We start from the raw sequence: 11767 nt of genomic DNA, 5'->3' as shown, positions 1-11767 counted from the left end.
CACCCAAATCCTGTCCCTGCCCGGCGGCGTCACCGGCATCGGCGACGCCTTCACCGCCCCGGGCTGGCGTGCAGCCCGCCCCACCGACCAGCACGACCCCTGGGCCGTCCTCGGAAACCCCACCACCCCCAACCCGGGCAGCCCTGGAGTTGCTAATGCGGGCTTCAGTAGTGTGTTGCCGTCCGGTATTACCCTGACCGCAGGTGGCGGGATCGATATCGCCGGGCTTGAATGGCTCGGTGCCAGGGCGTATGACCCGGCCACCCGGGGGTTCCTGTCCGCCGACCCCCTCGCCCCCGTCCTGGGAGCCGGCTGGGACGGTAACCCCTACTCCTACGCCGGAAACAACCCCCTCAACACCACCGACCCCACCGGCCTGCAACCCCTCACCGACGCCGACCTGAAAGCCTACGACCAGTCGGCCGGTAGCCATTGGGAATACGTCGTAGCGGGGCTGGCCGTAGCTGGTGGTATTGCTGCGATGTTCGTCCCGGGACTCAACATCATTGCTGCAGGAGCTATCGCCGGGGCACTTACTTCCGGTGGGATATCCGTTTTCTCGCAAAAGGCGCAGACGGGTGCTGTGGACTGGTGGTCCGTCCTGGGCAACACCGCAGTAGGCGCGGTAACTGGCGCTGCGGGCGGTGGCGCCGCCATGTGGACCAAGAGCATCCTTGCTTCCGCACCTGCTGGCCAAGCTGCCGCAGCGCTTGGAGTCAGTGCGGGTGCCAATGGTGCCATAGGTGCGGTCGCAAGCGGGGCTTCATATCTTGTTCAGAATGGCTGGCAAATCAAGAACGGGTGGGACTTCGCCGGCAAGACCGCTGGTGGTGGCCTGGGCGGCGCCGTCGGCGGCTTGGCCGGGCCCGCCGGCGGAACGATTGCAAGGAACATGACACTTTCGGCGAGTGGTTTTGGTGCAAAGGTTGGAACAGCGGCCATAAGCGGCGTCGGTGCGGGTGCGGGATCCATGCTGGAAAACGTTGTTGCTGGAGACCCGATTGACCCGGCTAAGGCCGGCGTAACGGGACTATTCGGTGCTGGTGCTTCAGGGCTGTCAAGCACAATAAGCGCAGGTGCTGCCTCGATGCCGGGCCGGCTCCCGAACCTTACCCAGAATGGCGTAGACACGCTGCGGCAGATGCCTTACTTCGCGCCTCGAACATGGAGCGGCATGATCAATCCCCATCAGACGAATACTGTAGGGCTGTGGAACGGTGGCCTTGCGGGTGGAGCCGTTGGATTCGGTGGGGATCTCTTCCAAGGCCGTCTTGGCTGGTGACAAAACGGATTCAAGAAAGTTGGTAGTTGTGGTAAAGAATCGGCGGAGTCCCTGGAAGGGCCTGCTGATCATCAGCGGGCTGGTGTTGTTGGCCACGATCTCTGTGATGGTTTTTGTGCCGAACGACAAGGTTCTGGTGGAGGTCGGGTCGTTACTTGCAGGTCTGGCTTTGGGTGCCTGCTTTCTTCGGTTTGGTGTACCCCGGCCCTGGATGGGTTCTGTTGTCCTGGTTTTGTTCGTTATTGTGTGGTTCATTTTGGGTGCCTCGGGGTATGCCTGGTTTGGCGGATTCCTTGCGGGAACGATTGCAGGCCTGGCTTGGGGGCGTGCTGCAAAGATCCGCACAGTGGCACCTACGGCTCCTTGGACGGTGGATAAGCGGGGATTTGGATCACCAGCGGAGGCCCGACGGGTGGCGGATGCCGCCCTGCGGTCCCTTGATGGGGCTAAACAGGGGCGATTGACGGTCGAGCACGGGTCAGCGCGTTTTGAAGTGGCGGGCGCTGTTGGCACCGGAATGGTCTGTCACCGGAATGCTGTTGCTGCTGATGAAGGTTCGTGGGCGGTGTTGGTCCATCCTGATGGGCGAACGGACCAGTCCGTGGAGGTTCCCATGGGTGGCATGAAGGGATTGATGCCTTCGTATTTGGTTCATGACTTGGACGCGGTCGCAGGGGCCCTGGCTGATTTTTTCAGCAACCCCAAAGCATCATCGTTTGGCCCGGAATGGCGGACTGGTGACGAGGCCGAGGCGACCCGGCTGACGGGGCGATAAATCCGAGGAACGACAATCAGTGCCATTTTCAGCGACAAACCTAGCTCTCATGTCTGATGGTGGCGAGCAGGCGGGATATTTTGACGAGCGAACAGAGTCTCTAAAAAACGTAGCCTGGGCAATCAGGGGAGAAACCGAGAAGATCACCCCGTATGTCCCGTTAGGGCCGACTGATCTGCAAGAGGCCCTATTGGAAGGAACGTCGAATGCCAGCGGTTAAGACGCATATACGAATTCTCACGGCCGCGACGGCCGTGCTCATGATGGGAATGACAATAACCGCATGCGCTGAGAAGGGGCCAAGCACGACAATGTCTGACGATGCGACGCCTGACAAGACAATCAGTGCCAGGGAAGGGCGGGATCGCGTGGTCGAACTCGTCATCAACGCCACCAAGCAGCTCGACGTCACCGGTTGGTGGCCCCGCAACGGCGTCGCCGGAGCACAGGAGTGCTCCCTCGGAAAGGGCGAGAAGGGCGCCAGCTATGGTTACGACCACTGGGCACCCCAAGGAATCGACCATATAGAGGACGCCAAACGGGTAGCCGAGTATTGGAAATCCCTAGGGATGACCGTACGCACCGTGAACCCGACAACACATCCGACCGTTTTCGCAGAGGGTGGTCCTGTCCTTCGGGCTGAGTTCGATACTGATGCATCTGACAAGTCGTACAGCGTTGGTGCCACTGCTCCCTGCTCGCCGGGAGACGCTCGGGAGCTCAACGTTGAAGATCAAGCCGAGCGGGATCACGGCAAAGTACTCCCCGGGGACGAAGGCGTTGTCGTTCGAAAAGACCCGCCGCAATAACTCCCTGTTGGTAGCGTTCTCCTTAAGCCTGAAGACGATATGCCGAGTCCGCGTTTCCTGACGATTGAGCAGGTAGCGGAGGAACTGGCGGCCAGTGAAGTTCAGATCCGCGCTATGCTCAAGACAGGCCAGCTCAAAGGCATACAAATCGTGGGTGCAACGTCTGGCGGATTGGTCGCCAAGACCTTGAAGACTTCTTCCTGGACGCCTACCGACAAGTCAGTGAACGAAACGCTGCAGGCAACATGGGTGAGGGCTAGAAGGCCGCTCTAGAGACTGGGATCACCAGCATCCTTGACCTCTAAAATACGTAGGCCATGCTGCCCACCGACACAAAGCGCAATCTTTGTCTCCCGGCGCATACACCACATGGAAGTTGCGCCAAGGCTACGCCGTGGGCGCATGTGACAATGCATCCGCGATGGTGACGTTGGCGTTTCGTCAGCATCTTGGTCAAAGGAGGCTTCGGCCCACACGGTTCATTTCGGCATTGAGTACATGCTCGACAGTCCGTTTGAACGTCCACATCCATTGGTCTATGCCCGTATCGGAGGAGGTTGTTGCTAAGGCGCGGTTATACCAGCTCTGCCTTTGCTGGGTTGCATCATCGATAACGAACTTCCCGTAGTGGGCTGTAGCGTTCCTGCGTGCATACCACTTGGTTACCGCATCATGAAGATCGGTAGCGGGAGAGGTCATGCTGGGCTCATTAATGAGGCCCGTTGAATCTGCATGGAGAATCCACGTCCCGCCGGTCTGGGGTCATGTCCCCATCGCTGATGTGAGGCGAACTGCTGTGCAGCAATGGGTTTCCGACTTGAGCGGGGCAGGTAAGGGAGCAACCCTAGTCATTCGAGCGTATGGGGTCTTGGCGGCGATACTCGATGACGCGGTGGCGGATCGTAGGGCTCTAAGTAACCCGGCCAGGGGGTGACGTTGCCGCGGAAGGTCAAGAAGGCTCATGTCTACCTGACCCATGAGCAAGTGCATGCGCTGGCGGACGCCAGCAAATACCCGGCATTGGTCCTTACATTGGCCTACTGCGGGCTTAGGTGGGGCGAAGCAATCGGGCTGAGGGTCAAGCATCTGGACATGCTTAGAAGGCGTTTCTTGATCGAGGAAAACGCGGTGCAGGTGGGGCGCCAAAGAATCACAAGCGCCGCGCCGTGCCATTCCCGCGCTTCCTTGCCGGGAAGCTAGCCATGCAGCGCGAGGGCAAGGGGCGCGAGGATCTGGTGTTCCCTGGCGAGAATGGGCATCATCTTCGGCTGGCGCGTGTCCACGAAGACAACATGAGTTGGTTTGCGAGTGCTGTGAATCGTTCCGGGATTCCGCGCATCACGCCCCACGACCTCCGCCACTCTGCCGCGAGCTTTGCCGTGTCTGCCGGCGCCAACGTCAAAGCGGTTCAAAAGATGCTCGGTCACAGCTCCGCGGCGATGACCCTGGACGTTAACGCTGACCTGTTTGATGGCGATCTTGACGCCGTATCAGACGCTTTAGATCACGCCGTTTCACAATCGGGTGTGGGCAAAGTGTGGGCAGACGCCTAACCCGAGCAAAACAAAAGGCCCCGCATCCCTCATAAACAAAGGGAAGCAGGGCCTTTCTCATTGGCGGTGACGGTGGGATTTGAACCCACGTTGGCTTTTACACCAAACAACATTTCGAGTGTTGCACCTTCGGCCGCTCGGACACGTCACCAACTGAAATAGGGTACCGGAGTTCAGCCCGGTTCCCCAAAACGAGGCCCCGCGGACCAACGGGAAGAACAAGACAAAGCACAGCCAACTTCCGTCCGCAGCGCCCCACCGATAGATTCGTAAGTACCATGACGATTTCGCGGGAACACGAACTAGAACACGAACACGAAGCCCACGCCTACTGGGTCACCGAGACGGGCGATGGTGAGCTGCGCTCCGAGACCATCGCCAAACCCCAAGAAGGCGAAGCCCTCGTCAGGACCCTGTACTCAGGCGTCAGCCGAGGCACGGAGCGCGTGGTCCACGAAGGCCGCGTCCCGGAGCGGGTGGCTGACCTGATGCAGGCCCCGCACCAGGAAGGCGACTTCCCGGGCCCGGTGAAGTACGGCTACCTGAACGTCGGGATTGTCGAGGAAGGACCGGAGGAATGGCGGGGGAAAACCGTCTTCACCCTGCACCCACACCAAGATTTCTATGTGATTCCCACGAGCCAACTCACGGCAATCCCAGAGGAAGTCCCTGCGAAACGCGCCGTGCTCACGGGCATCGTTGAGGTGGCCATTAACGCGCTCTGGGAAGCCGGGCCGAGGCTGGGAGACCGTGTCGCCGTCGTCGGTGGTGGTTTGGTGGGTGGCGTCTTGGCGACGCTCCTGCGGAAGTACCCGTTGGGACGCCTGCAGTTGGTGGATGCGGATCCGGAGAAGCGGAAGCTGGCAGCAACCATCAACGTCGACTTCGCCGAACCAGAGAACGCAAAAAGCGACAACGACATCGTCTTCCACTGTTCCGCCTCCAACGCGGGCCTCAAGCTGAGTCTCCAACTGGCCGGTGACGACTCGGACGTGATTGAACTTTCCTGGTTCGCGGACAAGGAAGTCACGCTGCCGCTCGGCGAGGATTTCCACGCCCGCCGCCTGAACATCCGTTCCAGCCAAGTGGGCGCAGTCGCCCTCCCGCGCAGGCACCGGCGCACCAACGCCGAGCGCCTCGAGCAGGCGGCCATCGAGCTGAAGGATCCGTTCTTCGACACCTTCCTGACCAGCGAGTGCCTATTCCGGAACCTGCCCACTACGCTTACAAAATTGTTCGAGCGGCCCGGCGGTTTCTGCCACGTGGTCGCCTACCCCCAGCCGGAGGATTAATACATGTTCAGCCTGACCGTCCGACGCCACTTCATGATCGCCCACAGCCTTCCCCGCGAGGCTTTCGGCCCAGCCCAAGGCCTGCACGGCGCCACGTTCGTAGCCGAGGTCACCTTCCGCCGCCCAAATGTTAACGACGACGCGATCGTCCTGGACATCGGTGCCGCCGGCGGCATCCTAGAGGAAGTACTCGCCGACCTGAACTACAAGAACCTGGACGAACACCCCGCCTTCAAGGGCAAACTCTCCACCACGGAGGCACTTGCCAAGCACATTGCCGACGCCATGGCCACCCGGATCCAGGACACCGCCGACGGACCGGCACTCAGCGGCATCGACGTCGTCCTCCGTGAAAACCCCGACGCGTGGGCAGGCTACTCGCTGGAACTCCCGGTCAAGTAAACCCGGTCAAGTAAGTGCAGATCCGATTCCTGGTCCCCGGTAATGTCCGGCACGGCTCCGGCGGGAACAAGTACAACGCCAAGCTCGCCGAGCATCTGACCGCCTTGGGTGCGGACGTCGAGACGGTAATCGTCGACGGCGATTGGCCTGTTGGCAGCCACACGGACAGGCAACGTTTCGCTGACATGCTCGACGGCGGCACAACAGTAATTGCCGATGGGCTGGTAGCGAGTGGGGCTCCGGACGAGATCTCCGGCGCGATCAATGCCGGTACCCAGGTGTGGATCCTTTCGCACATGGCGTTGGCGGACCACCCCGATCTTGAGGCAAAGGCGTTGGCTGCCGCCACGGGAATCATCTGCCCAAGCGCCCATGCAGCGGCTGAGCTTGAGACGAGGCATGGGACGCAGAGGATGGTCATCGCCGCGCCCGGGGCCGACAAGGCAAACCTCGCCGAGGGATCGCAACCACAGCATATAGTCGCCGTCGCGGCGTTGCTTCCCAACAAGAGCCAACTCGAACTCGTGGAGTGCCTGGCCACCCTGCAGGACGTGGAATGGTCCGCTGCCCTCATCGGCTCGGAGAACGCTGACGCGAGGTACGCAGCGGAGGTGAGGGCCGCCGTCGAGCATTACGGGCTGGAGAACCGCATCAAGGTGACAGGTGAGCTAACCGGCCCAACCATCGAAGCGCAGTGGCACAAAGCGGACCTCAGTGTCCTTCTCTCGCGCTCCGAGAGTTTCGGCATGGTGGTCACGGAGTCGTTGGCTCATGGCGTCCCGGTGCTCGTGCGGCAGGGGACCGGTGCCGTGGAAGCCCTCGGCCACACAGAGGCCGGCGCCGCGCTGGACCTGACGCAGGAAGGTGCCCTGACCGACTCACTCAAGCGTTGGCTCACCGACCCCACCCTGCAAGAGCTCTGGCGCAGCAACGCCCTCCGAGCCCGCGAACACCTCCAAGGCTGGGACACCACTGCTGCCACTGTCCTGAAGGCCCTGGCCACACCGGACGCAGGCTAAACCACAAAGTTTGCCGTAGCAGTAGTCGAGCAACCAGAGGGATCGAACGGGGGATCCCACTCCAGCTCGGCCGTCGTCTTTGCCAGTGGTGTGGAGGACCCCGTGAGGTAGACCGTTACTTCCATGGTTTTTGTGCCGTGGGCAATCCACAGGGGGTTGTCGGCCACCGCGGCGTGGCGCTTGGTGTCAGTGTCCGGGGTGTACACGCACGATTCCTGACCCGGACAGTTGACGGTGTACTCCAGGTTTTCCCACGACGTGCCGAGCCGGGAAAAATCGATACTCACGTCAGTTCGGCGAAGCATCGAGTCACAGGCTTGCTGTCCGCATCCCGTCACCGTGCCGGCAACCACCACGCCAGCAAGACAAAGTGCTCCCCACGATTTTTCGAGCATGGGCCAGTCTAAGCTCAGCCGCCGGCCGCGTGGGCAAAACGGTCGGAACTAGCCCGAACCGTACGGCCGCGTGATGGCCTCGAGAAAATGCCCGTCAGGATCACAGAAGTACATTCCGCGGCCGCCGTCATTGCGCTTGAACTGCTGCGCGCGGGAACGGGCAGGCGTAATGCTGTGGTGCGATCGCCCCTGCCGACTCCAGCAAGTCCAAGGTGACCCCGTTGTCCAACGGCACGGTGACGAACGACCACATGGCTTGCGGCCTCGGAAGCCCCAGGATGCGGGCCAGGAATTCGGCGGAACGTGTTTGTCCGTGGGGTAGACGATGGAGTGGTTGAACGAGACTGGCATTGCTACTCCCACAAAGAAGAGGATCAGGCCGGGCGATTACCCCCGCCGGGGACCCGGTGTGAGGCGAAGAACTCCTTGAGCAGGGCTGAGCATTCTTCCTCCCGCACGCCCGCGTAGACCTCCACCCAGTGGTTGAGGCGGCGCTCGCGGAGGATGTCGAACACGGACCCCACCGCTCCCGCTTTCTCGTCCCACGCGCCAAAAACGACGCGCGGAATCCGGGCCAGGACTATGGCTCCGGCACACATGGCACACGGCTCCAGAGTGACCACCAGCGTGCAGTCCTCAAGCCGCCAACCGTCACCGTCCGATCCCGCCTCCGCCGCGCGCTGGCGCAGCGAAGCAGCCGCTTGACGAATGGCCACTACCTCAGCGTGGGCCGTCGGGTCCCCGTGCGCTTCGCGTTCGTTGCGTCCGGAACCCAGCACGCCGCCGTCGGGCCCCAAGACGACCGCGCCGATCGGTACGTCGTCCGTTTTCAGCGCCAACCGGGCCTCGTCCAGGGCAAGGCCCATCCAGGCCATGTGGTCTGCGTGATACGGCTCGGTGGCGCTCATGTCTCAATGATAGTTTTGGGGGATGCGCACACTCGTCGTGGACCACCCGCTGGTCGCTCACAAGCTCACCGTTCTGCGGGATAAGAACACCCCTTCACCGGTCTTCCGGCAACTTACTGAAGAACTCGTGACCCTCCTGGCTTATGAAGCCACTCGCGAGGTCAAGACGCAGCCAGTTGAGATCGAGACCCCTGTCACCAAGACCATCGGTACGGCCTTCACCAAGCCCACGCCGCTGGTAGTCCCCATCCTGCGCGCCGGGCTGGGCATGCTTGAGGGCATGACCAAACTGGTACCCACAGCAGAGGTCGGTTTCCTGGGCATGGCCCGCGACGAGGAAACCCTGGACATCATCACCTACGCCGAACGCCTCCCCGAGGACCTCACCGGCCGCCAGATCTTTGTCCTGGACCCCATGCTCGCCACAGGCGGCACCCTGCGCGAAGCCATCAAGTTCCTCTTCAAGCGCGGCGCGTCGGATGTCACCTGCATCTGCTTGCTGGCTGCTCCGGAAGGACTGGCCAAGCTGGAAGAGGAGCTCGCGGACGCCAACGTGAAGGTTGTCCTGGCTTCCATTGACGAGAAGCTCAACGAGAAGTCGTACATCGTGCCCGGGTTGGGCGATGCCGGGGACCGCCTCTACGGCGTGGCAGGCTAAAGGGAGACCCCTACCGGTTTCTGCCGCGCGCCGCTAGCCTGTGGCGCATGGACTGGAAACTTGAACTGGTGTTTGTCCCTGTGTCCGACGTCGATCGCGCGAAGGACTTCTACGTCAACAAGGTTGGTTTCAACGCCGATTTCGATGAACGTCCCATGGACGGCATCCGCTTTGTGCAGTTGACTCCGCCGGGTTCAGCCTGCTCCATCGCCATTGGCGAGGGCTTGTCGGACGCCCCTCCGGGCTCCGCCCCAAGCCTCCAAGTGGTGGTGGCAGACATCAACAAGGCACATGAGCAGCTCAAGGCCAACGGCGTGGACGTCAGCGACGTCGATGTCCAGGACTGGGGCCACTTTGTGTACTTCGCGGACCCTGACGGCAACAAATGGGCGGTCCAGTACCTGCCGCAGCGCCCCAATGGCTGAGTAACACTTAGCCGTTACCCTGACAGCGTGCGGCAGGATGGAACCATGAGCCATCCTGCCGACCACGCCGAACACACCCTCCCGACAGAGACGCCGACGCTGACCGCCCGCGCCATCCTCTTCGACATGGACGGCACACTGGTTGATTCCACTGCGATCGTGGAGCAGGTTTGGTCCGAGTTCGCTGACCGCTACGGCTTGGACATCCAGGAGATTCTCCGGACCTCGCATGGCGTCCGTTCCGGCGACACGGTGCGCCGTTACGCTCCGGTGGGGGCCGACGTCGTTGCTTTGACTGCTGAGCTGGATGCCATGGAACGCACGCGGACAGACGGCGTGATAGCGATTCCCGGCGCGGCAGCGCTGCTGACCGCGCTGCCGGATGACGCCATCGCATTGGTCACCTCTGCCGACCGCGTACTCGCCGGCATCCGTATGCAGGCCGCTGGACTTCCCATGCCTGCCACGGCAGTCACCTCCGAGGCCGTTACCCTTGGCAAACCCCACCCGGAGGGGTACCTCAAGGCGGCCGCGATGCTGGGAGTTGACGCGTCCGACGTCGTGGTTTTCGAAGATGCCCCCGCCGGTATCGCTGCGGCGCGCGCCGCCGGAATGCGGACCGTGGTGGTTGGCGACGCCGGCCACCTCGAGGACGGCATGTGGCGGATCCCGGACTACTCGGCAGTCACGGTTGCCGCTGTTAAAGACGACGACGGCGGTCACCTCCTGACGCTCACCCTGTAACGCATTCCGGCGGGCACCGTCCGGCGTCACAGCTGCTGTCCGGCTGTACCGTTCCGTACTGTTCCATGCGGTGAACCGGGAGTAGGCTGTGCGCATGTCTGCGATGCCGGAGGCGTACGGTGCTGCATTGGGGCGGGCCATGGTGCACGCCGGTGATTGGCTGGCGTCGGTGCCTACTCGTTCAGTCCGTCCTTCTTCCGACGCCGATCAGGTGGCCAGGAGCATGCCGCCGAAGCTCCCTGACGAAGCCACTGATGCCGCCGAAGTAGTTGACCAGCTCGCTGCGCTGGCCGAGCCCGGCCTCATGGCGATCCAGTCGGGGCGCTTCTTTGGCTGGGTCATGGGCGGAACCTTGCCTGCCGCCATGGCCGCCGATTGGCTGGTCTCCGCCTGGGACCAGAACACCGGGCTCCGCTTCGCCACTCCGGCGGCGGCCGCCATCGAGGAATCTGCCGCCTCCTGGCTGCTGGACCTTCTGCACCTTCCGGCAACCGCGGACGTTGGATTCACCACGGGTGCCACCACGGCCAATTTCGTAGGCCTCGCAGCGGGACGACAGTACTTGATGGATGAGGCGGGTTGGGACCTGCAGGCCATGGGGCTCTCCGGTGCTCCCAGAATCACCACTTTCGCGGGGCGGGAACGGCACGCGGCCGTGGATCTGGCGCTCCGGTATCTGGGGCTCGGGGCCTGCGTACCCGTGGCTGCCGACGACGAAGGCCGGATTATTCCCGACGCACTGGCCGAAGCCATGGAGCAGCAGCCCGGGCCATCGTTGGTGTGCCTGCAAGCGGGCAACCTGCACTCCGGAGCGTTTGATCCCATGACGGAAGCCATTGCTGTGGCCCACCAGCGCGGCGCCTGGGTCCACGTGGACGGCGCTTTTGGCTTGTGGGCAGCCGTCAGCCCGACACTCAGGGAGCGGTTGGCAGGAGTGGAGGAAGCCGACTCCTGGGCCACGGATGCCCACAAAACCCTGAATGTCCCCTACGACTGCGGATTGGCCATCGTCTCAAGCCCTGAGGCACTCAGAAGGGCCTTCAGCATTCACACCAGTTACTTCATTGCAACGGATGCCGGGCCCGGGGACCCCTTTGAGAAGGTTCCTGAATTGTCCCGCCGTGCCCGCGGCATTCCCGTCTGGGCGGCCCTCCGGCAGTTGGGCCGCAACGGAGTGATTGCCATGGTGGAGCGGCTCGCTGCAAATGCCAGGGCACTGGCGGAGGGACTCGCCGCGATTCCCGGCGTCGAGGTTCTTAATGACGTCGTGTTCACACAGGTTTCCGTGAGCTTTGGCAGTGACGACCGGACCCACCGCGTCACGCAACGGCTGATGGCCGAAGGCGCTGTGTGGATGTCAGGCTCGTCCTGGCGCGGCCGGGAAATCCTCCGGATCTCGGTGAGCAACTGGACCACGGACGCCGGGGACGTTGCCGCGTCCATTGCTGCAGTCCGGCGGGCGTTCGAGGCAGAGCCGGAGGCATAGCCGTACGCCGTCGGGAGGG

General features: G+C 62.5%; 13 protein-coding genes and 1 tRNA gene. 11 read left to right on the top strand and 3 right to left on the bottom strand.

Features of this window, described 5'->3' with window-relative positions:
* The 4 genes from BMY91_RS19895 to BMY91_RS23545 form a co-directional block, all read left to right on the top strand.
* Positions 1-1282: RHS repeat-associated core domain-containing protein (locus BMY91_RS19895; protein WP_305728418.1), on the top strand; the 1282-nt coding region annotated here is incomplete at its 5' end.
* 28 nt (positions 1283-1310) lie between these two features.
* Entirely contained in the window at positions 1311-2057 is a 747-nt protein-coding gene (locus BMY91_RS19890) for a hypothetical protein (RefSeq protein ID WP_254779895.1), read from the top strand.
* Between the two features lie 311 nt (positions 2058-2368).
* Positions 2369-2866, top strand: coding sequence for a hypothetical protein (locus BMY91_RS19885; protein WP_139244909.1), 498 nt, complete (start codon positions 2369-2371; stop codon positions 2864-2866).
* A gap of 1202 nt (positions 2867-4068) precedes the next feature.
* Positions 4069-4419 (top strand): tyrosine-type recombinase/integrase, encoded by a 351-nt coding sequence (locus BMY91_RS23545; protein WP_256212844.1) that lies wholly within the window; start codon positions 4069-4071, stop codon positions 4417-4419.
* A 61-nt stretch (positions 4420-4480) separates the two neighbouring features.
* Here the strand turns inward: BMY91_RS23545 and BMY91_RS19865 are convergent.
* Positions 4481-4570, bottom strand: a tRNA-Ser gene (locus BMY91_RS19865).
* 127 nt (positions 4571-4697) lie between these two features.
* On the opposite strand from BMY91_RS19865, the gene BMY91_RS19860 reads away from it, so the two are divergent.
* The 3 genes from BMY91_RS19860 to BMY91_RS19850 are packed head-to-tail and all read left to right on the top strand — an operon-like array spanning position 4698 to position 7132.
* A complete protein-coding gene (locus tag BMY91_RS19860; RefSeq protein WP_090825069.1) occupies positions 4698-5711 on the top strand; it encodes a zinc-dependent alcohol dehydrogenase in 1014 nt (337 codons plus the stop codon).
* 3 nt (positions 5712-5714) lie between these two features.
* Positions 5715-6113: a 6-pyruvoyl trahydropterin synthase family protein gene (locus BMY91_RS19855; protein WP_090825067.1), complete on the top strand. Its 399-nt coding sequence runs from the start codon at positions 5715-5717 to the stop codon at positions 6111-6113.
* A gap of 14 nt (positions 6114-6127) precedes the next feature.
* Positions 6128-7132: a glycosyltransferase family 4 protein gene (locus tag BMY91_RS19850; RefSeq protein WP_256212843.1), complete on the top strand. Its 1005-nt coding sequence runs from the start codon at positions 6128-6130 to the stop codon at positions 7130-7132.
* Here BMY91_RS19850 and BMY91_RS22985 read toward each other — a convergent pair.
* Positions 7129-7419 (bottom strand): hypothetical protein, encoded by a 291-nt coding sequence (locus BMY91_RS22985; RefSeq protein WP_177179968.1) that lies wholly within the window; start codon positions 7417-7419, stop codon positions 7129-7131. The two genes, BMY91_RS19850 and BMY91_RS22985, sit on opposite strands and share 4 nt — an antisense overlap.
* Before the next feature lie 482 nt (positions 7420-7901).
* Positions 7902-8435 carry a nucleoside deaminase gene (locus tag BMY91_RS19835; protein ID WP_090825063.1) on the bottom strand — a complete coding sequence of 178 codons (534 nt, stop codon included), beginning with the start codon at positions 8433-8435 and terminating at the stop codon, positions 7902-7904.
* A 22-nt stretch (positions 8436-8457) separates the two neighbouring features.
* On the opposite strand from BMY91_RS19835, the gene upp reads away from it, so the two are divergent.
* From upp to BMY91_RS19815, 4 genes are all read left to right on the top strand, one after another.
* The gene (upp, locus tag BMY91_RS19830; RefSeq protein WP_090825061.1) at positions 8458-9093 is read left to right on the top strand and encodes a uracil phosphoribosyltransferase; all 636 of its coding nucleotides are present in this window, start codon (positions 8458-8460) and stop codon (positions 9091-9093) included.
* A gap of 47 nt (positions 9094-9140) precedes the next feature.
* Positions 9141-9518, top strand: a complete 378-nt coding sequence (locus BMY91_RS19825; protein WP_090825059.1) for a glyoxalase superfamily protein — start codon at positions 9141-9143, stop codon at positions 9516-9518.
* A 45-nt stretch (positions 9519-9563) separates the two neighbouring features.
* Positions 9564-10262, top strand: coding sequence for an HAD-IA family hydrolase (locus BMY91_RS19820; protein ID WP_090825057.1), 699 nt, complete (start codon positions 9564-9566; stop codon positions 10260-10262).
* Positions 10263-10356: 94 nt separating this feature from the next.
* Positions 10357-11748: a pyridoxal phosphate-dependent decarboxylase family protein gene (locus BMY91_RS19815; protein ID WP_090825055.1), complete on the top strand. Its 1392-nt coding sequence runs from the start codon at positions 10357-10359 to the stop codon at positions 11746-11748.
* The last annotated feature ends 19 nt before the right edge of the window (positions 11749-11767 follow it).

It is taken from the genome of Arthrobacter sp. yr096, assembly GCF_900108925.1.
In the GTDB taxonomy this organism is placed as follows: domain Bacteria; phylum Actinomycetota; class Actinomycetes; order Actinomycetales; family Micrococcaceae; genus Arthrobacter.
The sequence above is the reverse complement of the archived record's forward strand: the minus strand, read 5'-3'. Positions and strand labels throughout refer to the sequence as shown.